This is a genomic window from Ensifer sp. (genome assembly GCF_031989085.1).
Lineage (GTDB): Bacteria > Pseudomonadota > Alphaproteobacteria > Rhizobiales > Rhizobiaceae > Ensifer.
This window is the reverse complement of the sequence record NZ_DALZXU010000001.1, coordinates 1,311,502-1,338,104: the sequence shown is the minus strand read 5'-3', so window position 1 is coordinate 1,338,104 and position 26,603 is coordinate 1,311,502. Positions and strand designations below refer to the sequence as shown.

General features: G+C 61.5%; 20 protein-coding genes, 3 tRNA genes and 1 riboswitch. Of the genes, 3 read left to right on the top strand and 20 right to left on the bottom strand.

Annotated features, from left to right (window positions below; genetic code table 11):
- Positions 1-4: 4 nt before the first annotated feature.
- The 8 genes from RTP54_RS06470 to RTP54_RS06435 all read right to left on the bottom strand — a co-directional run bounded on the left by RTP54_RS06470 (position 5) and on the right by RTP54_RS06435 (position 4,744).
- Positions 5-1,132 (bottom strand): NADH-quinone oxidoreductase subunit E, encoded by a 1,128-nt coding sequence (locus RTP54_RS06470; protein WP_312361622.1) that lies wholly within the window; start codon positions 1,130-1,132, stop codon positions 5-7.
- A gap of 16 nt (positions 1,133-1,148) precedes the next feature.
- Complete coding sequence (locus RTP54_RS06465) at positions 1,149-1,403, bottom strand: hypothetical protein (protein WP_112809912.1); 255 nt, start codon at positions 1,401-1,403, stop codon at positions 1,149-1,151.
- The gene (locus RTP54_RS06460; RefSeq protein ID WP_112809913.1) at positions 1,403-2,593 is read right to left on the bottom strand and encodes an NADH-quinone oxidoreductase subunit D; all 1,191 of its coding nucleotides are present in this window, start codon (positions 2,591-2,593) and stop codon (positions 1,403-1,405) included. The genes RTP54_RS06465 and RTP54_RS06460 overlap by 1 nt, the downstream gene beginning before the upstream one ends.
- A 57-nt stretch (positions 2,594-2,650) precedes the next feature.
- A complete protein-coding gene (locus RTP54_RS06455; protein ID WP_112809914.1) occupies positions 2,651-3,256 on the bottom strand; it encodes an NADH-quinone oxidoreductase subunit C in 606 nt (201 codons plus the stop codon).
- Positions 3,257-3,274: 18 nt separating this feature from the next.
- Positions 3,275-3,853 (bottom strand): NuoB/complex I 20 kDa subunit family protein, encoded by a 579-nt coding sequence (locus RTP54_RS06450; RefSeq protein ID WP_077498495.1) that lies wholly within the window; start codon positions 3,851-3,853, stop codon positions 3,275-3,277.
- Positions 3,844-4,209 carry an NADH-quinone oxidoreductase subunit A gene (locus tag RTP54_RS06445; protein WP_112809915.1) on the bottom strand — a complete coding sequence of 122 codons (366 nt, stop codon included), beginning with the start codon at positions 4,207-4,209 and terminating at the stop codon, positions 3,844-3,846. The genes RTP54_RS06450 and RTP54_RS06445 overlap by 10 nt, the downstream gene beginning before the upstream one ends.
- A gap of 306 nt (positions 4,210-4,515) precedes the next feature.
- A tRNA-Asp gene (locus RTP54_RS06440) sits at positions 4,516-4,592 on the bottom strand.
- Positions 4,593-4,667: 75 nt separating this feature from the next.
- Positions 4,668-4,744 (bottom strand) — tRNA-Asp (locus RTP54_RS06435).
- 669 nt (positions 4,745-5,413) lie between these two features.
- Here RTP54_RS06435 and RTP54_RS06430 point away from each other — a divergent pair.
- Positions 5,414-5,489 (top strand) — tRNA-Val (locus RTP54_RS06430).
- 263 nt (positions 5,490-5,752) lie between these two features.
- Here the strand turns inward: RTP54_RS06430 and RTP54_RS06425 are convergent.
- Genes RTP54_RS06425 through RTP54_RS06415 form a run of 3 tightly spaced genes read right to left on the bottom strand, consistent with a single transcriptional unit; the run spans position 5,753 to position 10,950 of the window.
- Entirely contained in the window at positions 5,753-6,151 is a 399-nt protein-coding gene (locus RTP54_RS06425) for a cupin domain-containing protein (protein WP_112809916.1), read from the bottom strand.
- Between the two features lie 60 nt (positions 6,152-6,211).
- Positions 6,212-9,673, bottom strand: coding sequence for an AAA family ATPase (locus tag RTP54_RS06420; RefSeq protein ID WP_312361619.1), 3,462 nt, complete (start codon positions 9,671-9,673; stop codon positions 6,212-6,214).
- Complete coding sequence (locus RTP54_RS06415; protein ID WP_312361618.1) at positions 9,673-10,950, bottom strand: exonuclease SbcCD subunit D; 1,278 nt, start codon at positions 10,948-10,950, stop codon at positions 9,673-9,675. The genes RTP54_RS06420 and RTP54_RS06415 overlap by 1 nt, the downstream gene beginning before the upstream one ends.
- Before the next feature lie 376 nt (positions 10,951-11,326).
- Here RTP54_RS06415 and RTP54_RS06410 point away from each other — a divergent pair, with 376 nt between their 5' ends.
- Positions 11,327-13,165: a HAMP domain-containing methyl-accepting chemotaxis protein gene (locus tag RTP54_RS06410; protein WP_312361617.1), complete on the top strand. Its 1,839-nt coding sequence runs from the start codon at positions 11,327-11,329 to the stop codon at positions 13,163-13,165.
- Positions 13,166-13,348: 183 nt separating this feature from the next.
- Complete coding sequence (locus RTP54_RS06405) at positions 13,349-13,822, top strand: MarR family winged helix-turn-helix transcriptional regulator (protein ID WP_112810079.1); 474 nt, start codon at positions 13,349-13,351, stop codon at positions 13,820-13,822.
- 89 nt (positions 13,823-13,911) lie between these two features.
- Here the strand turns inward: RTP54_RS06405 and RTP54_RS06400 are convergent, their stop codons facing one another.
- From RTP54_RS06400 to RTP54_RS06360, 9 genes are all read right to left on the bottom strand, one after another.
- On the bottom strand, positions 13,912-16,107 hold the full coding sequence (locus RTP54_RS06400; protein ID WP_312361616.1) for an esterase-like activity of phytase family protein: 2,196 nt from the start codon (positions 16,105-16,107) through the stop codon (positions 13,912-13,914).
- A 97-nt stretch (positions 16,108-16,204) separates the two neighbouring features.
- Positions 16,205-17,113, bottom strand: coding sequence for a DMT family transporter (locus RTP54_RS06395; RefSeq protein ID WP_409517092.1), 909 nt, complete (start codon positions 17,111-17,113; stop codon positions 16,205-16,207).
- Positions 17,114-17,190: 77 nt separating this feature from the next.
- A riboswitch (FMN riboswitch) is annotated at positions 17,191-17,340 on the bottom strand.
- A gap of 120 nt (positions 17,341-17,460) precedes the next feature.
- The gene (gene hupB / locus RTP54_RS06390; protein WP_034803616.1) at positions 17,461-17,736 is read right to left on the bottom strand and encodes a DNA-binding protein HupB; all 276 of its coding nucleotides are present in this window, start codon (positions 17,734-17,736) and stop codon (positions 17,461-17,463) included.
- A gap of 222 nt (positions 17,737-17,958) precedes the next feature.
- Positions 17,959-20,379, bottom strand: coding sequence for an endopeptidase La (gene lon, locus RTP54_RS06385; RefSeq protein WP_112809921.1), 2,421 nt, complete (start codon positions 20,377-20,379; stop codon positions 17,959-17,961).
- Between the two features lie 376 nt (positions 20,380-20,755).
- Positions 20,756-22,033, bottom strand: a complete 1,278-nt coding sequence (gene clpX / locus RTP54_RS06380) for an ATP-dependent Clp protease ATP-binding subunit ClpX (protein ID WP_065787148.1) — start codon at positions 22,031-22,033, stop codon at positions 20,756-20,758.
- A gap of 294 nt (positions 22,034-22,327) precedes the next feature.
- Positions 22,328-22,960, bottom strand: coding sequence for an ATP-dependent Clp protease proteolytic subunit (locus RTP54_RS06375; RefSeq protein ID WP_112809922.1), 633 nt, complete (start codon positions 22,958-22,960; stop codon positions 22,328-22,330).
- A gap of 290 nt (positions 22,961-23,250) precedes the next feature.
- Positions 23,251-24,810 carry a phospholipase D family protein gene (locus RTP54_RS06370; RefSeq protein WP_112818393.1) on the bottom strand — a complete coding sequence of 520 codons (1,560 nt, stop codon included), beginning with the start codon at positions 24,808-24,810 and terminating at the stop codon, positions 23,251-23,253.
- Positions 24,811-24,832: 22 nt separating this feature from the next.
- Positions 24,833-25,690, bottom strand: coding sequence for an endonuclease/exonuclease/phosphatase family protein (locus RTP54_RS06365; protein WP_112810080.1), 858 nt, complete (start codon positions 25,688-25,690; stop codon positions 24,833-24,835).
- A 204-nt stretch (positions 25,691-25,894) separates the two neighbouring features.
- Positions 25,895-26,542 carry a VOC family protein gene (locus tag RTP54_RS06360; protein ID WP_312361607.1) on the bottom strand — a complete coding sequence of 216 codons (648 nt, stop codon included), beginning with the start codon at positions 26,540-26,542 and terminating at the stop codon, positions 25,895-25,897.
- Positions 26,543-26,603 lie beyond the last annotated feature (61 nt).

Genomic DNA, 26,603 nt, shown 5'->3' with positions numbered 1-26,603 from the left:
CTCTTTACCGCGGCTTCTTGCCGAAAACTTTGATGTATTCGGCTTCGCCACCCTTGGCGAGCGCCTTGGCCTGCTTGACCCAATCGTCACGTTCGATCCGGCCCTTGAAATTGAGATAGCTGTCGACCCATTCACGCTCGACCTTCTTCCACGACGCGACCTGCGCGAAGGTGAAGATACCGAGTTCGTGCAGCGTGCCTTCGATCTTCGGGCCAACACCCGAGATCAGCTTGAGGTCGTCGACGGAACCGGGCCTGGACATGCCGGCCGGACGGTTCTTGTCTTCGAGCGACGGCTTGCCGGAGATCTCGGGCGCCTTGGCGGGCTTCGACTTGTCGGCCGTGTCGCCTTCAACCTTGGCATTTGCGGCCGCGGCCGACTTCGCCGTTACCGGCGTCTTCACGGCGGCGTTGGTTTCGATGGCATCTGTCTTGACGCGCGCGGCGTTCGACGGCGGAACGCTGACGGCAGGCGCGTCGCCAGCCTTCTTTGCGGCCGCCGGCGCCTTCTTCACCGGTGCATCCGGGGTCGCGAGCGTCGTCGGGCCACCTTCCGGTGCCGAGAAGATGCGGTCGATCTGCGGACCGGGGGCAACGTCGGCGCCCTTGCCTGCATCGAAGCGGTCGATGATCTGCTCGAGTTGCTCGGGCGTCAGGTCTTCATAGGTATCCTTGAAGATCATGACCATCGGCGCGTTCACGCAGGCGCCCTGACATTCCACTTCTTCCCACGACAGCGTGCCGCTCTCGTTGAGGGTGAAGGGATCGTGAGCGATCTTGCTCTTGCAGACGCGGATCAGGTCTTCAGCGCCGCGCAGCATGCACGGCGTCGTGCCGCAGACCTGGACGTGAGCCCGCGTTCCGACCGGCTTCAGCTGGAATTGGGTATAGAAGGTCGCGACTTCGAGCACGCGGATATAGGCCATGCCAAGCATGTCGGCGATCGATTCGATCGCGGCCTTCGTTACCCAGCCGTCCTGCTCCTGCGCCCGCATCAACAGCGGAATGACCGCGGACTGCTCGCGGCCTTTCGGATACTTCTGGATTGTCATTTGTGCCCAGGCGGCATTTTCGCGATTGAACGCGAAAGCGGCCGGCTGGACATTGTCTTCGGCTAGTCGACGAACAGACATTCTTCACGACACCTTATCAGTTAATCGATCCACACCGCGACTTCGTCACCGAAACGAACTCGCAGGCATAGGCCGACTGGTCTTTTTGTAAAAATACGATGTAGCGCGTGCCATTGGCCACGGCTGCCTTGATCTCGTAGCCCTTAGCCACGAGATCGGCCATCGATCCCCCGCGCATGCCGGCGGATGCTTCGGTGCTCGCGGAATCCTGAGCGGATGCCGCCGGTGCAGCCAAAAGAAGTCCAGCCATTGCAAGGGGCGCGAAACGCATCAGCGATCCACCTCACCGAACACGATATCGAGGGAGCCCAGCACGGCCGAAACGTCGGCAAGCTGGTGTCCGCGACAGAGGAAGTCCATCGCCTGCAGATGCGCATAGCCCGGGGCACGGATCTTGCAACGATAGGGCTTGTTGCTGCCATCGGAGACGAGATAGACGCCGAATTCGCCCTTGGGCGCTTCAACGGCGGCATAAACGTCGCCCGCCGGCACGTGGTAGCCTTCGGTGTAAAGCTTGAAGTGGTGGATCAGCGCTTCCATCGAGCGCTTCATCTCGCCGCGCTTCGGCGGAACGATCTTGCCGTCCATCGACGAGACCGGGCCGACCTTGGCGTCGCCGAGCAGGCGGTTGACGCACTGGCGCATGATCTTGGCCGACTCGCGCATTTCGATCATGCGGATGAGATAACGATCGAAGCAGTCGCCGTTCTTGCCGATCGGAATGTCGAATTCCATGTCCGAATAGCACTCGTAGGGCTGCGAGCGGCGCAGGTCCCAGGCAGCACCCGAACCACGAACCATCACGCCGGAGAAACCCCAGGCCCAGGCGTCATCCAGCTTGACCACGCCGATATCGACGTTGCGCTGCTTGAAGATGCGGTTGCCAGTCAGGAGCTCGTCGATATCGTCGACGGTCTTCAGGAAGGGATCGATCCACTTGCCGATGTCTTCGACCAGCTCGTGCGGCAGGTCCTGGTGGACACCGCCGGGCCGGAAATAAGCCGAGTGCATGCGCGCGCCGCAGGCACGCTCATAGAACACCATCAGCTTCTCGCGCTCTTCGAAGCCCCACAGCGGCGGCGTCAGCGCGCCGACGTCCATGGCCTGCGTGGTCACGTTCAGAAGATGCGACAGGATGCGGCCGATTTCCGAGTAGAGAACGCGGATCAGCTGCCCGCGGATCGGAACTTCGGTTCCGGTCAGCTTTTCCACGGCAAGCGCAAAAGCGTGCTCCTGGTTCATCGGCGCGACGTAGTCGAGCCGATCGAAGTAAGGGACAGCCTGCAGATAGGTCTTGGTCTCGATCAGCTTCTCGGTGCCGCGGTGCAGCAGGCCGATATGCGGGTCGACGCGCTCGACGATTTCGCCATCAAGCTCGAGCACCAGACGCAGAACGCCGTGCGCCGCCGGATGCTGCGGACCAAAGTTGATGTTGAAATTACGGACGTTATGTTCGGTCATGCCGATTGCTCCAGGCCGGACGGCGCCCCAAAAGGGCTGCCGCGGGCCGCCTTAGTCTCACCGTGCTTTCGCCTTCTCGTCGCCGGGCAGGACATATTCGGTCCCTTCCCACGGTGAGAGAAAATCGAAGTTCCGGAATTCCTGCTTCAGTTCGACGGGCTCATAGACGACGCGCTTGGCTTCGTCATCATAACGAACCTCGACAAACCCGGTAACCGGAAAGTCCTTGCGCAGCGGATGCCCTTCGAAACCGTAGTCCGTCAGGATGCGACGCAGGTCCGGGTGCCCGGTAAACAGAATGCCGTACATGTCGTAGGCTTCACGCTCGAACCAGTCGGCGCCTGGAAAGACGCCGGTGGCCGACGGCACGGGCTCGCCGTCGCCGGTGGCAACCTTGATGCGCACACGCAGGTTCTGGCGCGGCGACAGGAGGTGATAGACAACGTCGAAACGCTGCTCGCGCTGCGGCCAGTCGACACCGCAGACATCGACGAAGTTGATAAAGGCGCACTGCACGTCGTCGCGCAGGAACGTCAACAGCTCGATCAGGTTTGCAGCGGTCGTCGTCAGCGTCAGTTCGCCGTAGTTGATCGCAGCGTCCGAAATCAGCTGGCTGCGCGTCTCGCGCAGATAGGAGGCAAGCTCGTTCAGGGCTTCACTCATGTTCAGAACCCCCTACCCTTAGCGTTCGATCGTGCCGGTCCGGCGGATCTTCTTCTGCAGCAAAAGCACGCCGTAAAGCAGCGCTTCTGCCGTGGGAGGACAGCCTGGCACATAGATATCAACGGGCACGACACGGTCGCAGCCACGCACGACGGAATAGGAATAGTGATAGTAGCCGCCGCCATTGGCGCACGAACCCATCGAGATCACGTAACGCGGCTCCGGCATCTGGTCGTAGACCTTGCGGAGTGCGGGCGCCATCTTGTTGGTCAGCGTGCCGGCGACGATCATCACGTCGGACTGGCGCGGCGAAGCACGCGGCGCAAAGCCGAAGCGCTCGGCGTCATAACGCGGCATCGACATCTGCATCATCTCGACGGCGCAGCAAGCCAGGCCGAAGGTCATCCACATCAGCGAGCCGGTGCGCGCCCAGGTGATGAGCTCATCGGTCGAGGTAACCAGAAAACCCTTGTCGGCGAGCTCGTTGTTGATCTCGCCGAAGAATGCATCATTGCTGCCGATCGGCTTGCCGGTCGAGGGATCGATGATCCCCTTCGGCTTGGGCGCAACGAGCGTGGTGCCGGATGCTAGTTCCATTCCAGCGCTCCCTTCTTCCATTCATAGATAAAGCCGATCGTCAGCACGCCGAGGAAGACCATCATCGACCAGAATCCGAACCAGCCCAACTGGTGGAACGAAACGGCCCATGGGAAGAGGAAAGCGACTTCCAGGTCGAAGATGATGAAGAGGATCGACACAAGGTAGAAACGAATGTCGAACTTCATGCGCGCATCGTCGAACGCATTGAAACCGCACTCGTAGGCCGACAGCTTTTCCGAATCAGGCGCCTTGAACGCAACGGCGAAGGGGGCAATCAAAAGTGCCACGCCGATCACAAGTGCGATTCCAATGAAAATCGCGATCGGAACATAGGAACCGAGAAGTTCAGTCATTGTTATCCGTCCCTGCCTGCGGGAGGGCGCATGGGAGAGCGCCAATCAACAAATCTCACAGGCCGAAAAATATGTTGCAACGCCAGAGTGGTTAGCGCAGCCCGCGCTTGCGCGCAAGCCTTTGAGGGGCATTTAAACCGGTTCACGACACAGGATTGGACGACGTGCCGCGGCAAAGCGCTGATTTGCAGGGATAGCCAGACTTTACGGTAAAAACGGCAGCTGAAGGACAGATTGCCGCACCGCAAAAGAGGCTTTTCGCACTCATGTTATATCGGATTATATCGGAGGAAATAAAGTGGTAAATGGCGCGAGTGACGGGGCTCGAACCCGCGACCTCCGGCGTGACAGGCCGGCACTCTAACCGACTGAGCTACACCCGCGCATATGACCCAAGGGGTCAGTATTACCACCATCGGCGCTTCCTGAGAATGCCTCTAGTCTAACCATGTCAAGAATGGCGCGAGTGACGGGGCTCGAACCCGCGACCTCCGGCGTGACAGGCCGGCACTCTAACCGACTGAGCTACACCCGCATCATCTTGAAGTGGCTGGAGCGTTTCCGCCCCGGCACCGAAGCGGGCTTGCCCGTTCGATGAGCGGCTAACTAAGCGGTTCGCATTTGGGTGTCAAGCGTGTTTGGAGACAAAACCGTGACAGAGCCAAATTTGATCCACAGGCAACCTCAATGCGAACTTCTCCCTCCCCTGTCACTGCAAGCTCACTTGCCCTTGTACGGCGAGACGTTCCGGCGTGCAGCAAGCCGATGCGCAGATATTACGCCAAGTCTCGTTGATGGGGACCATTGAGGCAGCCCCGATCGGATTTGCAGCTCGGTGCGTTGCGCGGAACAATGCTCACGCAGCAATCAAGGATCCCGCCGCCGCTGAGAAGCCTTCCGATGGTGGTGCGTTGCCGGTCTTGGCGTCATATGCTTGATTGATGTGTCAGCATCGGCCCAGGTGAGAGAATCGTATCGGCACCGATCGACGGATTCGTGCGAAGATTGCCGCGAGACCAGCAGTCGTTTTCCACAGCCTCAGCTCGCCGCTTTTTCCACAACGCGAAAACCCGACAACTCCTGTGCTTCTGTCGCCTCGAACAAAAAAAATCGAAAAAACGACGGAAATGCTCTTGCGGTTTTTTTCGGTTACGCCTAGATCACGGCCACCGACGCGGCGGACACATCTGGTCCGGACGCTGAAGGGCGATTAGCTCAGTTGGTAGAGCGCCTCGTTTACACCGAGGATGTCGGCGGTTCGAGTCCGTCATCGCCCACCATTTCTTCCCAGTATGTTACATCGAAATATTCAGAATTCTTGGGTGTCGCCGCTTTCTATGCGGGGACGACCGCCGCTCTCTATCTTGCCTCTCCGGTTGCTCCCGCAGCCGTGCCCGCCGCACAAGCGGCGCGCATCGACGAGCATGCGACCGCAGAGCCTGATCTCATGCGTAAAGCTCCTTGCTGACGTAGCGGGCTGCGGGCGACCGCGCGGACGATTCGTCAGACCATCTCCGCCGACATCGAATCGCAACTGAACCGGCTAGGCGCCGTGATACTGCGCGTCATCGACATGCTCGAGCCAATCGACAGCCTTGCCGTCGAGCGCCTCCTGAATGGCGAGGTGAGACATGGCTGTATCGGGCGCGGCACCATGCCAGTGCTTTTCGCCCGGAGGAAACCAGACCACGTCTCCTGCCCTTATCTCGCGCATCGGCCCGCCCCAGACCTGTGCAAGGCCGCGGCCGGATGTGACCACCAGCGTCTGCCCGAGCGGGTGCGTATGCCACGCGGTGCGCGCCCCTGGCTCGAACGTCACGTTGACGGCACGCACGCGCGCCGGCTCGGCCGCCTCGATGACGGGATCCTGCCTGACGACCCCGGTAAAATACGCGGCCGGGGGCCGAGCCGAGGGTCGCGATCCAGCGGGTATGATCTCCATCTGCCGTTCCTCCAGGTCATGGCGATAATTCGCCTGAAACTTATTGCCTGCGTGCGGTCGTCATAGCCTGTGGATAGTCACCTCAGGGCAAGCCGCCCGAGCAATGTCGCAGAGATGCTCATGGTGCGTGAGATAGATCACCTGACCGACGCGTGCCATCCCCGCCATCAATTCGAAGGCGCGGCCGGCACGGCCGTCGTCGAAGGTTTCCATGATGTCGTCGGCGATGAAAGGCAGGGTTTCTCGTGCCGCCGCAACCTCGTGATAACCCGCGATCCGCAGTGACAGATAAAGCTGAAAGCGCGTACCCTTTGAAAGATCGCGCGCCAGCTTCGATCCACCGCCGGCAGCGTTGGCAATCAGAAACTCCTGACCCTTCTCGGCCTGTGCCGACAGGCCGCTATACTCGCCGCCGCTGATCCGGCTGAACGTTTCCGAAGCGCGCCGCATCATGGCGCTGCGATGGCGCTCGCGGAAGAGCCGCAGCGCCTGCTCGGCGGCGATCAACCCGGCCCTCAGCCGGAGATAGCCGAGCGCTTTCGCCTCCATTTCCAGAAGCAGCGTGCGGCGGCGCTGGTCGAGCGCGGCGACAGTGTCGTCGCCGGCGACGCCATCGAGCGCTGCTTCCTTGGTCCGCATATCGGCATGCAGTTCGCTGACGTCCCGGTCGCTCTCTTCCAGTAGCGCTTCGACGCCAACCAGCGCCTGCCGGAGCGTCTCGTCCTCAAGCGTGGCGAGCAACGCCTCGGCATCCGCGCAACTGGGGACGCCGAGGCGCAGGACGAGATCAGCCTCCGATTCGGCGATTCGCTGGCGCAACCTCTCCTGTTCGCGGGAGGCGTCCAGTCGCAACCCGGCTTCATCCAGGGTCTCGCAGTCGAAGAAATCGAGGATCAGACGTGTGCGGGCGTCGTGCAGGTCCTGCTCGGCCGCCACATCGCGGCTTTCCTCCTCAAGCCGGGCAAGTTCCTTCAGCAGCGCGGTACGCCGATCCTCCTGTTTTTCAGCTTCGCCGACGCGCGCTTTCATGGCCGCGAAGGTCGAAAGCGGTTCTTCCCCGGAGGATTCTCCGGCCAGATCCGCGATCGCCGTCTCAAACATCACCTGGTCCTTGCGCATGCCGGCGACGCGGTGGTCGAGGTCCGCCTTGCGCTGCACCAGCTTGTCGAGCTCCTGCAGGACCGCGAGCATCGGTGAAACCTGATCAGGCAACAGCCGCTCTGGCGAGCCGGCAAGCCAGGTGGTCGACAGCGATTGCTCCCACTGCGCCTGCCAGGAGGACAGCGCGTCTTCCGCCAGAAGCAATGCCGACTGACGTTGCTCCACCACGTCGCCGGCACGCCGCACAGCCTCGCGCGCCGCCTTGCCGGCGGAAAGCGCCGCCTGGACCTGAGCGACAGCGTTTTCCGCGAACGCCATGAGGTCGTCGAACCGCTGCGGCAACTGCGCCGCTACACCAATCTCGGCAAGTGAACCTTTCAGTACATCGCGTGCGTCGTCCTCGTCGGCCTGGGCGCGATCGAGTTCGAACTGCGTTGCGCGTTGCTGCGCTCGAACGTCAAGCGCCGAAAGTCGCGCCGTGAGCCATGCCTCAAGCTGCGTTAACTGCCTGACGTTGGGTAATCCACATGCGGCTGCCGCGGCTTCCACCGCGTCCAGAACCTCCGACATGTCCTTTGTCAGCGCACGCTGCTGCCGCTCCAGCGCATCGATGCGGCCCTTGCGCTCGGCAACCGACACGGCGAGCGCGCGCATGTCGGCAACCTTGGCCGCTTCGGCAAGCCGCAACGCCGTCGCATCGTCGTCACGATCCAACGCGTCTTCAAAGAGCGCCGCTGTCGCCGCGTCCAGCCGGACCTTATGCTGTTCCCAGGCGCGCTGGCGGTGCTGGCGAAGCTCGGCGGATGCGTCGTCGTCGATTGCGCCGCCCGAAGCCGTCAGCTGGGCCAGACGCGCCTCTTCCCCAGCCAGGTGCTCGGCCTCGCTGGCAACCCGATCGGCAAGGCGCAGGCGTCTTTCATCCTGCGCCACGAGCTCCCGCCGCCAGCTTTCGATCGTGCCGGCAGCAGGCACCGGCAGGCCGGCCAGATCGTCGCTGCTGCCGGTAAAGGGCTGCAGCGTCGCCAGTCTGTCGGCAAGATCCAGATCCAGGCGCATGAGCGACTGTCTCGCAGCCTTCAGCCTGAGTGCGCAGTCATCCTGTCGCAGACGCCGCATTCGCTCGACGAGCACACCCGGATCGGCATCCGGATCGCCTGCGGCCGGCAATTGCGACATTGCGACCGTCGCCTCGCGCTCCAGGCGCTTTGCACCCTCCATCTCCTGTCGAGCGGAGGCCACACGCTCGTTGAGCGCAGAGTGTTGCCGGGAAAGCTCCTGCAGGCGGGCACCCGTGGACGCCGTCAGCAGCAGCGATGCCGGATCCCGGTCCACCGGCACGCCCAGCCGGACAAGGCGGGCGGAAATTTCCGTTGTCGTGCGCGACAGTTCGTCGATCCGGGCCGGCATGTCGCGTGCCGCCGTTATGTAGCGCGCATCGAGCGCCATTTCCTCAAGTGCGTTCAAGCGCTCCATCAGCTCGAGGGCCGTCGCGTCGCGCGGCAGATCTTCCAATTCCTGCTGCCGACGACGGCTTTCGTCGGCGAGACGACGCAAGCGGGCGGCTATTTCTATGTCGCGCCGACGCAGCGCGGGCAATTCCGTAGCCCACTCCGACGGAGCACGCGGCAGCGCTGGTGCCCTTGCCAGATCGGCGCGCAAAGCTTCAAGCCGCCGAAAGAGCGGCAAGGCATCCAACTGGGCCTTCAACCTGTCGCGCTCCACGCGCAGCTCGACGCGACGTGCCATCGACGCATCGTGCCGCTCGCGCGCGGCAAGCAGCGTCTTGCGCAACGCAGCATATTCGCGGGCATTGACATCCAAGCCGTTGCGCTCGGCCTTCAGTGCGTCGAGTTCCGCCTTGAGTTCGGAGAGCTGGTGCTTTCGGGCCTGCGGACGGAAAAAGCCGTCCGCGTCAGCGCGCAACGCAGACAGGACCGCCGCGCTGTCCGGCAGACCGGAACTGGCGGAAAAAAGCAGCGAGCCGAGTTCCCCCTCGCTCTTCAGGATCGCCTCCCCGCCCTGCTCGATGCTGTCGTCGTCGAGCGAAAACATCATGCGATAGGTTGCGCGGTCGATCGAGCCGAGCGAGGCGGAAAACAGGTTGTCCGGCAGCGGCTGATCGTCGGCTCCCACCAGCGTATTTGCCTTGCGTTTTATCCGGTAGGCGCGATGGGTGCGTCCTGCAGCCTCCAGTGTGCCGCCGACCCGCATGGTCTGGTAGGGATGCAGAAAGCCATAGCCGCTGTAATGCTCGATGCCGAAGAGCAGATCGAGGAAGCCGGAAAACAGCGTCGACTTGCCGGCCTCATTGGGGCCGTAGACGATATGCAGGTCGGGGCTGCCCGGCGTCTGCGGACCGAAATCGAGGCGGCGCTCGGTAAACTTGCCGTACCGCACCAGATCGAGTTCGCGCAACCGCATCAGCGTGCCCCCTCGCCGGCGCCGCCGTGGAGATGCGCGAGCACCTCCGCCGCCCCGGATACCCCGGCATCGAACGCGAGTTTTTCGACCGCAGCCTCATCCGGCGCAAGGGTCTGGCGCAGCTCCGGAGGCAGTTGCTGCAGCAACTCCTCCAATGCGGCGCGAACTTCCTGTCGAAAGCCATGCGCCGGCACCACATCGCTTGAGACCAAAGCCGCCAATTCGTCGACCGGATCGGCCATCGCCGTCGAGATCTCGGCGTCGGGACTGCGGCAATCGAGCTCGATCTTCTCGACCCAGCAGCCGCCTATGCCGGCCGCCGCATTGTCGATCTCGGCTTGCAGCAGATCGCCATCGCGGCGCAGGCGCCAGGCAAGCGGCGTCGCTCCGCTCAGGGTCAGGCGCAGGATGACATTGTCCGCCACCGTGGTCTCTCGAGACCGCTGGAAAGCACGAGCAATAACATCAAGCATGGCGCTCCATTCGGAAACCCCGGTTAGGTCCAGGGTCATGCGCGCGAAGGTGGCGAGGCCGATCGGTCGCTCCTCGATCGAAAGGCGTCCTTCGTCGTTCACCGTCACGAGCGTTACGCCCTTGGCTCCAGCTTCGTTGATGTCGCGTCCCTGTGGCATGCCTGGCATGACGACAAAGGGCTCGCTGGCATGGACCTGACGCTGATGGACATGGCCAAGCGCCCAGTAGTCGAACCCGTGCGCCTGCAGATCCGCCACGCTGCAGGGGGCATAGAGATCATGGCCGGCAGCGCCGGCAAGGCTCGTATGCAGCATGCCGATGTTTATGGCCCCGGCTGCGGGCAGCTGAAAGGACGGCAGCAGGCTTTCGGCCGCGTGCGGGTTGGCAAAACTCATGCCGTGAACATAGACGTCGCGGCCGCTCTCCAGCGTCTTTGCCAGAACCGCCTTGCTGCGTCCCTTGAAGACATGCGCCGACGGCGGCAGCGTCAATTCATTGGTCACCTGCGATTGGGCATCGTGATTGCCGCGAATGATGAAGACGCGGATGCCCGCCTCATCCAGGCGGCGCAGTTCGCCAGCCAGGAACAGTGCCGTGTTCATCGACGTCTGATTGCCGTCATAGAGGTCACCAGCGATCAGCAGGGCGTCGACCTCCTCGGCAAGGCAGAGGTCGACGATCCGCACAAGCGCTTGCCGGGTCGCGCCGCGCACGATGTCGGCGAGATCCGTGTTTCGAAGCGCCAGGCTGCGCAGGGGGGAATCAAGATGAAGATCGGCGGTGTGAACGAAGCGGAAAGGCATGGGCGACCATGGCCCGCTGGCGCCACGTCCGTCAATGCTGCCGATTGCGTCATCCACGCACACACAGCAGTCACTAACCACGCGTTCAGGTCTGGCAAGTAAAGCGCTGACTGATACATGAAGCCCGCAGATTCGACATGAGATGCTGCACCGCCAAAATGCGAAATCTTACGTGCAAATATCAGATTATACTCACTTTAATCGATTAGCGCTTTTGTAAGAACTTGTTGGCTAGGGTCCGCGCGGCTGCACTTTGCGTGCCGCCAAGCACAGGAATGACTCCCTGCTTCGGCATCCGCTCCGTCATGACGATCAAGAGCCGGAACGACTTATTCATGCACAAGCTTTTGCGGACGCCGTTTTTCCGGAGTTATTCATGTCGCGCCTAAAGATATCACACACCCTTATTGCCCTTTTCCTGATGGTCGGTCTCATCGTCACCGTGCTCGCGGTCGCCTCGCTCGGCGGCATCAAGATGATGAACGAGCGCAACAACGAGATCGCCACCACATGGTTGCCGCGTGTCTCTCTCTCGCGCGCCCTTGAAACGCAGCTTTCCGACACACGCATGGCGTTTGCCCGGCATCTCATCTCCCTGACGCCGTTCGAGAAGAAGGCGGCCGAAAAGGTTATCGGCGAAACCGTGAGCGGCTTCGGCAAGCTTTCCGACGAATATGCAGCCCTGATGGTGACCGATGCCGACAAGGCCGCGCTGGAAAAGGTCAAGGGCGCCTACGACGCCTATCTCACGGTATCCGCCGGCATGGTCAAGCTCTCCAACAATCTCGAGAACATGAAGGCGCAGAGCGTGTTCAAGGTCGAGATGCGCGAAACGGAACAGCAGGTCGATCAGGCGATCAAGGAAATGCGCGCCCTCAACCTCGCAGGCGCCGATGCTGCCGTTGCCGCCAGCTCGGCGACCCACGACCAGATCCGAATGATCGAAATCGCCGTGATCGCCGTTGCCGCCCTGATCGTGCTCGGCGCGATCTTCTATGCGATCCGCGGTATCGCCCGGCCGATCCAGATCATCACCCGCTCGATGGCGGGCCTTGCAAACGGCGACACCGCCACCGCCATTCCCTATGGTGCGCGCAAGGATGAGATCGGCGAGATGGCCCGTGCCGTCGAGGTGTTCCGCGAGGCGGCCATCTCCAATCTGCAGCTCGAGGAAGATGCCAAGGTGCAGCGTTCGCAGGCAGAAGCCGAGCGTCGCCGCGTGACCGAAGACGCCGAGGCCGCCGCCCAGCATCGCCTGCAGGAAGCCACCGCTGGCCTTGCAACCGGTCTTCGCCGCCTTGCGGCCGGCGACCTCGCATTCCAGCTCAACGAGCCCTTCGCGCCGGATTTCGAACAGCTCCGCCATGACCTCAACCAGGCTGTCGCGCAACTCGCCGACACGCTGGCAGCCGTATCGTCGAGCTCGGGCAGCATCGACAGCGGAGCGCGCGAAGTCAGCCAGAGCGCCGACGACCTGTCGCGCCGCACGGAACAGCAGGCCGCATCGCTCGAAGAAACGGCCGCCGCGCTCGATGAGATCACGGTCAATGTCGGCAGCTCCTCCAAGCGGACCAACGAAGCCCGCGCCATCGCCAGCCAGGCAAACGAAAGCGCCCACAAGTCGGGCGCCATCGTTTCCGGCGCCATCGACGCCATGGGTCGCATCGAGCATTCGTCGAGCCAGATTTCCAATATCATCGGCGTCATCGACGAAATCGCGTTCCAAACCAACCTTCTCGCGTTGAATGCAGGCGTCGAGGCCGCGCGTGCTGGCGATGCCGGCAAGGGCTTTGCGGTTGTCGCCCAGGAAGTGCGCGAATTGGCGCAGCGCTCGGCCAATGCTGCCAAGGAGATCAAGGACTTGATCCGCAATTCGGCCGTCGAGGTGCAGAGCGGCGTCAAGCTCGTTCGCGAAACTGGCGAAGCGCTGCGCACCATCGAAGGCTTCATCGTGACGATCAACCAGCACATGGATGCTATCGCCGTATCCGCGCAGGAACAGTCCGCCGGTCTTTCGGAGGTCAACACCGCCGTCAACCAGATGGACCATGTGACCCAGCAGAACGCGGCCATGGTCGAAGAGGCAAACGCGGCAAGCGCAACGCTCGCACAGGAAGCAGGACGCCTACGCGAACTGATCGCCCGCTTCACTTTGGCCGAGGCTTCCGGTTACGGCCACAAGACTTCGGCCGGATCATCGCGCTGGGCGGCATAGTCCGAACGGGCTAATTTCTTCCGCTTGCAAGTCAAACGGCCTCCGGAAACGGGGGCCGTTTCTTGTCTGTGGCAGCCATTACCGTGAAACGGCAGAGGTTTTAGTCGACAAATGTAGCAATTGTAACTATCAATAATGTTGCTACCATTTCACATGGCACCTCACAAATTTCCAACGATGATCATGAAGAAGACATTTGAAGTTTCCGACAGGCTGTTTGAGCTTTACCACCGCGTCCATCGGCTGGTGAACGAGTCCATGACGGAGGAAGGCGTTTCGCTGGCGCGCAGCAAATTCCTGTTCTTCCTGAGCAAGCTCGGCCCCTGTCGCTCAACGGATATCGCCTGCGCATTGAACTTTGCGCCACGAACCGTCACCGAAGCGATCGATGGCCTGGAGCGCGACCGGCTGGTGACGCGCAAGCCGGACCCCGAGGACCGCCGCGCCAAGATCGTCTCGATCACCGATACCGGCCGCGTCATTCTTGAGGCCGCCGAACATCCGCGCAAGCAGCTGATCGAGGAGATCTTCTCGGCGCTGGACGACAAGGAGCTGGATCAGCTCTTCGATATCGTCGGCAAGCTGGTGGACAGGACCGACGAGATCCGCAAGCGCAAGGACGAGGCGGAAGCCGCGCAGATCGCGGTCGCACGCTAGGCGCATTCTTCCCCATTAGAGCTGTCCGGAACAAAAAGAGGCCGGGACGTCATGTTCCGGCCTCTTCCGTTTTTCTCCTGGCCAGACGCTTACATCGCGTCGATGGCACCGATGGAGAAGAACAGCGTTTCACCGGAGGAATCATCGACCCCGTCATTGTCGGTGACGACATAGCCGTTGCCTGCTGCATCGACGGTGAAGCCTTCGACCTTGTCGACGACGTAACCGTTCAGAGCCTTCAGATCGGGAATGAGATCGCGAACCACTTCCTTCTTGACGACAGGCAGTTCGCCGCCAAGTTCTGCCGGCTTCAACTCTGCGAGTGCCACGCGATAGAGCTTCTTCAGCTTTGCAGCCTGGCCGATCAGGTTGTCGCGTTCGATGATGTAGGCATAGTCGCCGTGGACCGAGATTTCCGACAGGCCGACCCAGCCGCCATCAGCCTTTTCGAGCGGATAGCGAACGGCGCCCCATTCTTCGCTCGACGGCTTGTAGGAGACGAGCTTGACGAAGCCCTTCTGGTCGTCCTTCCACTCGCGCTGCACCGCCATCCACAGAACCTGATCGTCGCCTTCGCCAACGACCGTCACACCCTCGAAACCGAAGCGGGTTTCGCCGGCACGCAAAGCTTCGGGAAGCGCGATCTCCTTCTTGATCTCACCCTTCTTGTTCACCTTCAGCAGGGCGTGGCTGTAGAGCTTGTCGGAATTGCCTTCCGAAACGAGCCAGAAGCCCCCTTCCCCGTCATTGGCGATGCCTTCGATGTCGAGCTTCTGTGCCGGCGCGCCATCGCGGGTGATGCGAAGGGCTTCGGTGATCAGCGCCGGCTTCTGCGTCGCGTCGATGGTGAAGATGGTTGGCTGCGATGCGTAAACCGAATCGTTGACGGCGCGCAGGAAGCCCGGCTTGTCGGCCACGGCGACCAGGCCCGAAAGCGCGCCGAATCCGACCGGCAAACCATCCTTGTCGGCCGAGCGGATTTGCGGATAGGCGGCCACGCCTTCACCGCGCTCATAGAGCATCACGTGTGAACGCGCGCCGCCGTCCTCACCGAGATCGACCTCGTTTGCGGTGGCAAGCAGGTTGCGCGACGGGATCGCGACGGCACCTTCAGGCGAGATGCCCGACGGCAGCAACTGCAGGAGCTCCGGTTCAGCGCCGGTGTCCTTGTAGACGCCGACGACAGATGCACGCTCGGCAAGCACGAAGAACAGATTGTCGTTACCGAACTTTGCGGCCTCCAGGCCCTCCGGCTCGACGCCCTTGGCCGACGAACGCTTCTCGGGATAGTGGCCGATCGATGCGATCGCGTGTTCGAAGCTTGCGCCCGACTCGAACAACACCTTGCCTGACGTGTCGAAGACGGTGAAGCCACGCGAACCGCCCTCATAGTCGCCTTCGTTGGCGACGACGATGCGGTTGTCGTCGAGCCACTTGACGGCATCGGGCTCGCGCTTGCGGCCAGGCTGCTCGTCCTTGAAGGCGATCGCGCCGTCGCGCTTGGTATCGATGTCCTTGAGGTCGACGCTGCCTGCGGAGAAATGCGTCTTCACCGTTGCCGACTTGGCGTCGATGATGACGATGTGGTTGTTCTCCTGCAGCGTCAGCGCGATCTCGTCCTTGCCGTTGAAGGAGACGAATTCCGGCTCCGGATCGTCGCCGGCAACCTCGGCAAGGCCGGTCAGGGTCACGTGCTTGATCGTGGCGCAATCGGCAACGCCGTCGTTCAGCGACAGGATTACCAGGTCGCCGGCCGGCATCTGCGGGATCTTGCCGTCGTTGACCTCTTCGTCACGCTCGTTCTCGATGGCGATCGCCGCCAGCGTCCGGTCCTTGTTGACGGCAACGCTGTCCGGCTGGCCACCGAGATCACAGGTCGCTTCGATCCTTTTGGAGGCGACATCGACGGTGGCAAGGAAACCCGACGGCTTGGTGAAGCTCTCGCTGGTGTTGACCGCGACCAGGGCCTTTCCACCTGCGACGGCAACCGATGTCGGCTCGCCATCGAAACCGACGATGCCGGCCGGCTTCGGTGTCTTGGCATCGGTGATGTCGATGAGACCGATGCGCTTGCCGGGGCTATCGGAATAGATCAGCGTGTTGCCGTCTTCGGTGGCAGTGATGATTTCCGCCGATGTCGCTTCCTTGCGGGCATCGCCTTCAGGCAGGTTGTCTGCCACTGCGAAGGACGCGATGCGATTGAACACCGGTTCGGCTGCGGCCGGAAATGCGACGGACGCGAGAAGCATGGCGGCAAGTGCCGTTCTGCATGATGAAATGGTCATGAAATCCCCCAGTTCGAATCTTCAAAACAAGGGGGTTTCTGCGGGATGGCGATGACAGGCGCATGACAATCCCGCGCCTTTGTTGTGCAGCGTGGCGCTATGCGGTTCTGCGCTCGCGATTCATCTCGTGCCGCATGATGAAAAGCGAGGCGCCGAGGATGAGGATGGCCCCGAGCCACAGATAGCCGCTCGGTGCGTAGCCGAAGACCAGCCAACCGGCCAGCACATTGAGCGGCAGCTTCAGATCGTCGAAGGGCTGCACATAAGCCGCGTCGGCAACGCTGTAGGCAAGGGTCAGAAGATATTGCGCCACCACCGTCAGCAGGCCTGCCAGGACGAGAAGCGCGAGGATCGTCCCACCCGGTACGACGAACCCTGCCGATAGCGCCAGCACGCCGTTGATCGGCGTCAGGAGGACCAGCAGCCAGACCGTGATCGTTTCAGGGCGCTCGATGCCTGTCAGGCTCTTGGTGATGAGCGACGACGCGCCCCAGAGCAATGCCGACAAGACCGGCAGCAGCGCCGCCCAGGTGAAAGTCTCCGACCAGGGTTGCAGGATGATGGTGGCACCGGCAAAGCCGACGGCGGCCGCGGCCCAGCGCGCAGCCCCCACGCGCTCGCCGAGGAAAAGGCGTGCGCCGAGAATGATGAAGAATGGCGACGTCATCACCAGCGCGATGGCTTGCCAGATCGGGACGGAGGCAAGGCCCGACACCCATGCCGCAACGCCCAGTGCCGCAAGTCCAACGCGAACGACATGGCGCCAGGGGTAGTCGGTGCGCATCGCCGACAGACCGACCCGCAGCAGGAACGGCAGGGAAAAGACAAGCGCAAAGGCATATTGCCAGAAGGCCGTCGACGTCGCGGAGTAGCCGAGTTGCATCGTCATCCATTGGGTGACGACATTGAGCAAGGCAAAGGCGACCCCGGCCAGGATCATCCAGGCGGCGCCGGCCACGGCACGGGAGGTAAAAAGCACTTGGGTAGTCTGATTCATGTCCTTCATCCGCAAACAGGGACCAACACAAATCAGGACGCATGAACGCCGTATGCGACGACGGGCAGCCCTGCCCCTCGCACCTCGTTCATTCTCTTCCATCCGGACTGTGACCGTCGGCTCCGGAATTGCACCGGATCTGCTACCTTCCATTGCCGAGACGCCGGAAGTGCTCGCGGGCTTGGGCCGAAACCCTTACCGCCGGTGGGGACTTTCACCCCGCCCTGAGAACAGATCGAGCCGTAGACGAAAGACTGCGCGGCTGCAAGGTCGCCGCAACGCAAAAGGGTCCGGCGTGAGCCGAACCCTTCAAGACTTGGACTGCCGGCCTCGTATCCGGCCGTCAAGCAAACTTATCAGCCGTTAACGGCATCCTTCAGGCCCTTGCCGGCCGTGAACTTCGGAACGTTGCGTGCCGGAATGTCAACTTCAGCGCCCGTGGACGGGTTGCGGCCCTTGGAGGCTTCGCGACGCGAAACGGAGAAGTTGCCGAAACCGACGAGGCGAATGTCGCCGCCGTTCTTCAGTTCAGCCTGGATGGTCTCGAAAACTGCATCAACTGCGGAAGATGCGTCGGTCTTGGAAAGTCCGGCCTTCTCAGCAACGGCAGACACGAGCTCATTTTTGTTCATGTTTCCACCCCTTTCAAAATGGTTCGAAACAACTGTGTTTTTAAGCCGCGGCGGCTTTCGCATCGCCTGCGCCTTGCCATTCCCAATTGCGCCTAATCCCTTGGAATGCAAGGCTTGGGCCGTGCTTTTACAACAAAAAAGACCGGCCAAAGGCCGGTCTTAAGCGTTTTTCTGCCAATTGGACCCGGCGGCAACACTATTGCCGCCGCCGGTCCGTGACGATCAGTGAGCGATGGATGCGCCGGCTTCGTCCTGCGAATCAACCGCGGCGACGGTCGCCGGTTCGTTTGCCGGGTCCCATTCGATCGGCTCGGGCACGCGCACCAGAGCGTGCTCAAGCACCTCACCCATGCGCGAGACAGGAATGATCTCCAGAACGTTCTTCACGTTGTCAGGGATCTCCGCGAGATCCTTGGCATTCTCCTCTGGGATCAGCACCTTCTTGATGCCGCCGCGAAGCGCTGCCAGCAGCTTCTCCTTCAGACCACCGATCGGCAGGACGCGACCGCGCAGGGTGATTTCACCCGTCATCGCCACGTCCTTCGAGATCGGAATACCGGTCATCACCGAGACGATTGCCGTTGCCATGGCAACACCGGCCGACGGGCCATCCTTGGGCGTCGCACCTTCCGGTACGTGCACGTGGATGTCGCGCTTGTCGAACAGCGGCGGCTCGATGCCGAAGTCGATCGCCCGCGAACGGACGTAGGACGCCGCCGCCGAAATCGATTCCTTCATCACGTCACGCAGGTTGCCGGTGACCGTCATGCGACCCTTGCCGGGCATCATGACGCCTTCGATCGTCAGCAGTTCGCCGCCGACCTCGGTCCAGGCAAGCCCGGTGACCACACCGACCTGATCGTCGCGTTCGGCTTCGCCGTGACGGTAGCGCGGCACGCCCAGGTAATCTGGAACATTGTCCGCCGTAACGGCCACAGACTTGGTCTTGCCCTTGATGATCTCGGTCACCGCCTTGCGGGCGAGCTTCATCAGTTCGCGCTCGAAGTTACGAACGCCGGCTTCACGCGTATAGGTCTGGATGATCGCCATCAGCGCACCGTCGGTGACCGAAAACTCCTTCGGCTGAAGCGCGTGATCGCGGATCGCCTTGGGCAGCAGATGCCGCTTGGCAATCTCCAGCTTTTCTTCTTCCGTGTAACCGGCGATGCGGATCACTTCCATGCGGTCCATCAGCGGCGCCGGAATGTTCAGCGTGTTTGCCGTTGTGATGAACATCACGTTGGACAGATCGTATTCAACTTCCAGGTAGTGATCCATGAAGGTCGAGTTCTGTTCCGGATCCAGCACCTCCAGCAGAGCCGAAGACGGGTCGCCGCGGAAGTCCTGGCCCATCTTGTCGATCTCGTCGAACAGGAAGAGCGGGTTGGACTTCTTGGCCTTCTTCATCGACTGGACGACCTTGCCGGGCATCGAGCCGATATAGGTGCGACGGTGACCGCGGATTTCCGCTTCGTCACGAACGCCACCAAGCGCCATGCGGACATATTCGCGACCGGTCGCCTTGGCGATCGACTTGGCAAGCGAGGTCTTGCCGACACCCGGAGGGCCGACGAGGCAAAGGATCGGGCCCCGGATCTTGGTCGAGCGCGCCTGGACGGCGAGGTATTCGACAATGCGTTCCTTGACCTTGTCGAGGCCGAAGTGATCGACGTTGAGCACTTCCTCGGCATGGTTAAGGTCGGTCTTGATCTTGGACTTCTTGCCCCAGGGCATGCCGAGCAGCCAATCCAGATAGTTGCGCACGACGGTGGCTTCCGCCGACATCGGGCTCATCTGGCGCAGCTTCTTCAGCTCGGCATCAGCCTTTTCGCGCGCTTCCTTGGAAAGCTTGGTCTTGGCGATGCGTTCTTCGATTTCGGCCATCTCGTCACGGCCGTCTTCGCCGTCGCCGAGTTCCTTCTGGATCGCCTTCATCTGTTCGTTGAGATAGTACTCGCGCTGGGTCTTCTCCATCTGGCGCTTGACGCGCGAGCGGATGCGCTTTTCCACCTGCAGGACGGAAATCTCGCCTTCCATGAAGCCGAGCGCCTTTTCGAGACGCATCTTCACGCTGGTGGTTTCCAGCATTTCCTGCTTCTCGACGATCTTGATCGAGAGGTGCGAAGCGACGGTATCGGCGAGCTTCGAATAATCTTCGATCTGGCTGGCAACGCCGACGACTTCAGGCGAAATCTTCTTGTTGAGCTTCACGTAGCTCTCGAATTCGGAGACGACCGAGCGGCTCAGCGCCTCGATCTCGACCGGATCTTCTTCCGGCTCGTCGAGCGCCTGTGCCGTTGCCTCGTAGAATTCTTCGCGTGGCGTGTAGCTGTCGATCTTGGCGCGCGTGCGCCCTTCGACCAGCACCTTGACCGTGCCGTCGGGCAGCTTCAGAAGCTGCAGAACATTGGCGATCGTGCCGACCTGGTAGATCGCGGACGGTTCCGGATCGTCATCCGTCGCGTTGATCTGGGTGGCAAGCATGATCTGCTTGTCCGTCCCCATGACCTCTTCCAGTGCACGGATCGACTTCTCGCGGCCGACGAAGAGCGGCACGATCATGTGCGGGAACACTACGATGTCGCGAAGCGGCAAGACCGGATAGGTCGCGCTCTCAGTCGTCGGAGACGTTTTGCTCGTCATGTCATTTCCTTTCCGTCCCGATTTCGGGCCCGTTCCCAGGAGCCACAGCGGCACTCCCGGTTGTCATGATTTCCACATGAAAGTGGAGTGCTTGAGAGTCCTTTTCAAGGCTCGATGCGACATCCACCCTCAATGGCCGGGTCCTTCTGACTACGCTTGGTTGCTGTTGCGTACCTTGCGACGGAAAACGAGGCTTCAAGGATAGGCAACGGCCGAGGCCCTTTTACTGAATCGTCACATCATTGCGTTGTTAAGACACTTTAGCAACAACCGAATTGTTAAATCGGCGTTAGCGCAACGCATCTCAACAACTATGTTCAGCTCACGAAAAAGCCCGCACGAGGCGGGCTTTCAGATCGTATCCGTCGACCGGTAATCAGGCCGAAACGTTGGTCTTCTCTTCCGAGCGCTCGGAGTAGATGTAGAGCGGCCGTGCCGACCCCTTCACCACTTCGTCGGAGATCACAACTTCGCGAACACCCTCGAGCGTCGGCAGCTCGAACATCGTGTCGAGCAGGATCTTTTCCATGATCGAGCGCAGGCCGCGCGCGCCGGTCTTGCGCACGATGGCACGACGGGCGATCTCGCGCAGCGCGTCTTCGTGGAAGGTCAGCTCGACGTCTTCCATCTCGAACAGGCGCTGGTACTGCTTGATCAGAGCGTTCTTCGGCTCCGACAGGATCTGGATCAACGCGTCCTCGTCGAGGTCCTCGAGCGTCGCCAGAACCGGCAGACGGCCGATGAATTCCGGGATCAGGCCGAACTTGACCAGATCTTCCGGCTCGAGTTCGCGCAGGACCTCGCCAACCCGACGATCTTCCGGCGAACGGACCGTTGCGCCGAAACCGATCGAGGTCTTCTCGCCACGCGCCGAGATGATCTTGTCGAGGCCGGCAAATGCGCCACCGCAGATGAACAGGATGTTGGTCGTATCCACCTGCAGGAATTCCTGCTGCGGATGCTTGCGACCGCCCTGGGGCGGCACCGAGGCGACAGTGCCTTCCATGATCTTCAGAAGTGCCTGCTGCACGCCCTCGCCCGAAACGTCACGGGTGATCGACGGGTTGTCGGACTTGCGCGAGATCTTGTCGACTTCGTCGATATAGACGATGCCGCGCTGAGCGCGCTCGACATTGTAGTCGGCTGCCTGCAGCAGCTTCAGGATGATGTTCTCGACATCCTCACCGACATAACCGGCTTCCGTCAGCGTCGTCGCATCGGCCATGGTGAACGGTACGTCGATGATGCGCGCCAGTGTCTGCGCGAGGTAGGTCTTGCCGCAGCCGGTCGGACCGACGAGCATGATGTTCGACTTCGCCAGTTCCACATCGCTGCCCTTGGCCGCATGGGCCAGGCGCTTGTAGTGGTTGTGCACCGCGACCGACAGGATGCGCTTTGCCTGCTGCTGGCCGATGACGTATTCGTCGAGGACCTTGATGATTTCCTGGGGGGTCGGAACGCCATCGCGGGACTTGACCATCGAGGTCTTGTTCTCTTCGCGAATGATGTCCATGCAGAGTTCGACGCATTCATCGCAGATGAACACCGTCGGTCCGGCAATCAGTTTGCGGACTTCGTGCTGGCTCTTGCCGCAAAACGAACAATAAAGCGTATTCTTCGAGTCACCGCCGTTGCTACCGCTGACCTTGCTCATTTCCATTTCCTTCCAGCACGTCGGACATCCTCGAAAAGATGTCACGGACCACTCAATTCGCCCCGCGCAATAACTTGCGCCGCATGAAGAGGGCTTCCGGGAGTACCCACCGTAGCAGGGCGATTTGCCCATGTTCCGGCCGCAACGACTCTCCCACCTAAGTCTGAACCCTATGTCTTCACAGCTCAACATAACATTAAGGGGGTCATCTTAGCGGCTTTACCCCCTCGATAAACCCCTTTGACCATTACAATTGTGTCACAATTGCATCTATCGCGACACAAAAGCGCGTTATCACGCCTGCTCTGCAGCCTCGATCGCTTCACGCGAAGTGATGACCTTGTCGATCAGGCCCCAACCGAGCGCTTCGTCCGAACTCATGAAATGGTCGCGATCGAGCGTCTGTTCAACCTCTTCGTAGGTCCGGCCGCAATGCTTGACGTAAATCTCGTTGAGCCGGCGCTTCATCTTGATGATGTCCTTGGCATGGCGCTCGATATCGGAGGCCTGGCCCTGGAAGCCGCCGGACGGCTGGTGCACCATGATGCGCGAATTCGGGGTGGCGAAACGCATGTCCTTGTGGCCGGCCGCCAGGAGCAGCGAGCCCATCGAAGCAGCCTGGCCGATGCACAGCGTCGAAACCGCCGGCTTGATGAACTGCATGGTGTCGTAGATCGCCATGCCGGCTGTCACGACGCCACCCGGCGAATTGATGTAAAGCGCGATTTCCTTCTTCGGATTTTCCGCCTCGAGGAACAGAAGCTGGGCGCAGACGAGCGTCGCCATCTGGTCTTCGACCGGACCGGTCATGAAGATGATGCGCTCTTTCAGAAGGCGCGAAAAGATATCGTAGGAACGTTCGCCGCGGTTGGTCTGCTCCACAACCATCGGCACCAGCGCCATGGCGGTATCAACTGGATTTCTCATATCGAACCTTCATCAATCGGGCCCGCAATACCTTTGCGAACCGGGAATCACAGGATTGGCCTTCTGTCCCTACATAGAGTGTCAACACCCTTCACTTCAAGTCGCCACGCTTCGATAAGCTTAATCGACAGCGCCTGTCAGGCCGAAGAACGGCGGTCTTCCACACGGGATTGCTGATAGAACATTTTTTCCCCGCCGCCTTTGGCAACACCCTGGCTTTTGCGCTTTCCGCACAGCATTCGCGACGGCGCGGTAAATGAACGGTAAACCCGACGATACGGTCGACGGCGTCAAAGTTGCGATTCGATCGGCAGGAAACGGATGATGCCGGCAATCATTCGCCTGAGCAGGCTGGCGTCCGGCTCGCGGCGCAGCAACCGCTCGGTTCCGTTGGTGCGGTCTCGCCAGACGAGCCGCGCGCCATCGAGACCGAGGCGATAACTGACGGACGGCGCCGTCTCCTCCGTAAACATCGCGGCGAGTTCGCCCGCGAGCGCCGCATCGGTGAACACGACGCCCATCTCCGTGTTCAAGGACGCCGACCGTGGATCGAAGTTCATCGAGCCGACAAAGCCGTTCAGACCGTCAACGACGAAGGCCTTGCTGTGCAGGCTGGCGTTGCGTCGACCGAACAGCGACATGCGGTGGCTTTCGACGGTATCGCCCTGCTCTTTCAACTCGAAAAGCTCGATACCGGCGCGAACCAGGCTGCGGCGATACTTGACGTAGCCACCGTGAACGGCTGCCACATCGGTGGCGGCCAGTGAGTTGGTGAGGACCGCGACCCGGGCGCCCCTGTTCACAAGCGCCGTCAATTCGCGGGTCCCGGCGGTGCCGGGAATGAAATAGGGCGAGATGATGCGCAGATCATTCCTTGTCGCCTGGATCAGCGGAAAGAGTTCGCGCAGCAACCAGTTCTGCCGCTTCTGCATCAGCGCCTTTTCGGGTGGATCGGCCTCGAGCCGGACCTCTTCGATCCAGTGCAGAATGCGCGAGCCGCTGTAGACCGTTTCGTTCTCCAGAGCGTCCGCCACCCGATCCAGATAGAAGCGGGCGGCAGGCGTTCGCGCGTGGGTTTCGAGCGCATCCCTCAGTGCCGGCAGGTAGTGCTTGCGTGGCGTGCGCAGCTTGGCGATGGGCAGCACGGACGTGCTGTTCCAATAGCGGTCGAACATGGAAGTCGCCTGCTCGACCACCGGCCCGACCATCCAGATGTCGAGGTCGCGAAAGTTCGAGAGTTCCGCCGCGTCGAAATAGGCATCGCCGATGTTGCGTCCGCCGGCGATCGCCACGCGCGCATCGGCGACCCACAGCTTGTTGTGCATGCGCCGGGTGGCGCTGAAGGCGCGAATGGCCATCTCGAAACCCCGGCGGATACGATCGGTGCGGGCACGGCTGGGATTGAACAGCCTGACGTCGATGTTTGCATGCGCGTCGAGCGCGATGCACATCCGGTCGTGAAGGCCCGCATTGATATCGTCGAGCAGCAGGCGGACGTGGACGCCGCGGTCGGCCGCCGCCAGAATTTCGCGCGTCAGCAGCAGCCCGGTCAGATCGTCTTTCCAGTAATAATATTGCAGGTCGAGACTGCGCCCGGCCCGGCGCGCCGCATGAACCCGGACGACAAAAGCCTCGATGTTGTCGGAGACCAGCGAGACGCCGTTGCTGGCTTGGCGAGTAAGAAGCAGCGGGCCGATCGCCCGATCGAGTTCGGTGTCGTGGTCGGCGACGGCAAGCGCCGAGGACGGTTCTCCATGGGGACGCCGGCCGAAGCGGCCATAGACGTACAAGATCGCTGCGCCGAGCGCGCCGCCGACGGCGACAACGGCAACAATAACAAAGGACAACATCACCTGCCCGCCAGAAAGTGTCTCAGGCCGAACCGGCCCGGCTCACTTCGATCCGTTCGTTGTTGTGGTCTTCCCGCTTGCCGACCTTCAGATCGATCGATGCCTTGACTGGCAGATGATCGGACGCGACGCGGGCCAGGGGAGAATCGTGCACGGCGACCGATGTCACCAGGCTGTGGGGATTACCGAGAACGCGATCGAGCGGCAAGAGCGGAAAGCGCGATGGAAAGCTCGCGACCGTCGCATGCGACGGATCGAAAACGGGGCTGAGGAAGGAGAGCGACGAGCGTTTGCCCATGCGCCACTCGTTGAGGTCGCCAATCAGCAAGGTGGGGCGCCCGCCGGCATCCGACGCAGCCTCGATGATCGCTTCCGCCTGCTGGGCGCGGGAATGGCGCAAAAGCCCGAGATGGGCGGCGATCACCCGCAACGGCCCGATCTTCAGGTCCAGATCGACGACCAGCGCGCCGCGCGGCTCGACACCTGGCAGTTTCAACTGCTTCACGTCGGAAACCGCACCTTCGCGCAGCAGCAGCACATTGCCGTGCCAGCCGTGCCCCTTGGTGGAAAAGCCCGAGATCGGCACGGAGACGAGATGGGCCTCGCGCCGCAGATGTTCGAGATCGAGCAAGCCCGCCCGTTCGCCGAAGCGCTGATCGGCCTCCTGAAGGGCGACGATGTCAGCTCCGAGTTCGCCGATCACCTGGGCGGTTCGGCTCGGATCGAAACGGCCGTCGGTACCGACGCATTTGTGGATGTTGTAGGAAGCGATGACGATATCACCGCGGTTGACCGCCGCCTCCCGGCTGACGACGGTGGGTCGCCGCTTGCGGATAGCCGCCACGATGCCCGCCGATAGACTGGTCTGGTTTTTTGCCATGCCGCTCCCTGCTTGCTGCCGCATCATGCGCAAATAGGTCGCCGGACGCCACAGAAAAAGGCTTGGGATGGAAAGTTGTTCCGTTCGAAATGCCGGGGGCGGCGTTTTGCGTGCGCCATTCCGCCCTCCCCGGACACCATCGAGCCAGCTTTCAAACTGCCGCGACCGCGCGCGGCAACACCACACGCCGTCGGGCAAACACCATCAATCCGCGGGACCTGCAAACAGGATAAGATTGCCATCGGGATCGAGCACGATGAAGTTTCGCGCGCCCCAGGGCTCCGTTCGCAGGGTCTGGTGAAATCGAACGCCGGCAGCCTGAAACTCGAGGAACAGGCGTTTGATCTCGTCCGTCGTCGCAACAGTCAGTGCAGCGGACAGCAGATGCTCCCGCTCCCTGACATCACCGACGAAGACGGGTTCGCAAACCAGGCGCAATGCCAGAAGCGCATTGTCGCGGCTTACCTGGCCATAGAAAGGCGGATCGCCATAGGTGAAGTCAACGGCAAAGCCGAGTTTCTCCGTGAAGAAGTCGCAAGACGCTTTGATATCGGCGACGAACAATTGCGCCGCGGTCGATTGCAAAACGGGGCGGGCTTGTTCCTGTCGTGCTGGTATGGTCATTGTCAGGGCTCCTGATCTGAGCGCCTGCCAGCCGTCAAAACCCATCTGGCGTGCAACGAGTTCCTGGGCGTCGGCGAGCTTGAACGCCGCCGTCAATATCTCCCGGTCGTCCAGTTCACGAAAGCGCGGCAAGGCAGACCTGATCTCGGCAGCCACAGGAAAATATCCTTCGCGGTGCCATCTCAGATACTGTTTGGCCTGCTTCTTCAGGTTTTCGAGGTTCGGCATGGGCGCAACTAAGGTCCGTCTCCCGTAGGTGGGCGTAGCCCTTTCGACCTTGCACCGATGC

Excerpts from the sequence above, each read along its gene's own strand:
- RTP54_RS06470 (WP_312361622.1), bottom strand. The coding sequence starts at position 1,132 with ATGTCTGTTCGTCGACTAGCCGAAGACAATGTCCAGCCGGCCGCTTTC.
- RTP54_RS06465 (WP_112809912.1), bottom strand. The coding sequence starts at position 1,403 with ATGCGTTTCGCGCCCCTTGCAATGGCTGGACTTCTTTTGGCTGCACCG.
- RTP54_RS06460 (WP_112809913.1), bottom strand. The coding sequence starts at position 2,593 with ATGACCGAACATAACGTCCGTAATTTCAACATCAACTTTGGTCCGCAG.
- RTP54_RS06455 (WP_112809914.1), bottom strand. The coding sequence starts at position 3,256 with ATGAGTGAAGCCCTGAACGAGCTTGCCTCCTATCTGCGCGAGACGCGC.
- RTP54_RS06450 (WP_077498495.1), bottom strand. The coding sequence starts at position 3,853 with ATGGAACTAGCATCCGGCACCACGCTCGTTGCGCCCAAGCCGAAGGGG.
- RTP54_RS06445 (WP_112809915.1), bottom strand. The coding sequence starts at position 4,209 with ATGACTGAACTTCTCGGTTCCTATGTTCCGATCGCGATTTTCATTGGA.
- RTP54_RS06425 (WP_112809916.1), bottom strand. The coding sequence starts at position 6,151 with ATGGAGATCATACCCGCTGGATCGCGACCCTCGGCTCGGCCCCCGGCC.
- RTP54_RS06420 (WP_312361619.1), bottom strand. The coding sequence starts at position 9,673 with ATGCGGTTGCGCGAACTCGATCTGGTGCGGTACGGCAAGTTTACCGAG.
- RTP54_RS06415 (WP_312361618.1), bottom strand. The coding sequence starts at position 10,950 with ATGCCTTTCCGCTTCGTTCACACCGCCGATCTTCATCTTGATTCCCCC.
- RTP54_RS06410 (WP_312361617.1), top strand. The coding sequence starts at position 11,327 with ATGTCGCGCCTAAAGATATCACACACCCTTATTGCCCTTTTCCTGATG.
- RTP54_RS06405 (WP_112810079.1), top strand. The coding sequence starts at position 13,349 with ATGAAGAAGACATTTGAAGTTTCCGACAGGCTGTTTGAGCTTTACCAC.
- RTP54_RS06400 (WP_312361616.1), bottom strand. The coding sequence starts at position 16,107 with ATGACCATTTCATCATGCAGAACGGCACTTGCCGCCATGCTTCTCGCG.
- RTP54_RS06395 (WP_409517092.1), bottom strand. The coding sequence starts at position 17,113 with ATGAAGGACATGAATCAGACTACCCAAGTGCTTTTTACCTCCCGTGCC.
- hupB (WP_034803616.1), bottom strand. The coding sequence starts at position 17,736 with ATGAACAAAAATGAGCTCGTGTCTGCCGTTGCTGAGAAGGCCGGACTT.
- lon (WP_112809921.1), bottom strand. The coding sequence starts at position 20,379 with ATGACGAGCAAAACGTCTCCGACGACTGAGAGCGCGACCTATCCGGTC.
- clpX (WP_065787148.1), bottom strand. The coding sequence starts at position 22,033 with ATGAGCAAGGTCAGCGGTAGCAACGGCGGTGACTCGAAGAATACGCTT.
- RTP54_RS06375 (WP_112809922.1), bottom strand. The coding sequence starts at position 22,960 with ATGAGAAATCCAGTTGATACCGCCATGGCGCTGGTGCCGATGGTTGTG.
- RTP54_RS06370 (WP_112818393.1), bottom strand. The coding sequence starts at position 24,810 with ATGTTGTCCTTTGTTATTGTTGCCGTTGTCGCCGTCGGCGGCGCGCTC.
- RTP54_RS06365 (WP_112810080.1), bottom strand. The coding sequence starts at position 25,690 with ATGGCAAAAAACCAGACCAGTCTATCGGCGGGCATCGTGGCGGCTATC.
- RTP54_RS06360 (WP_312361607.1), bottom strand. The coding sequence starts at position 26,542 with ATGCCGAACCTCGAAAACCTGAAGAAGCAGGCCAAACAGTATCTGAGA.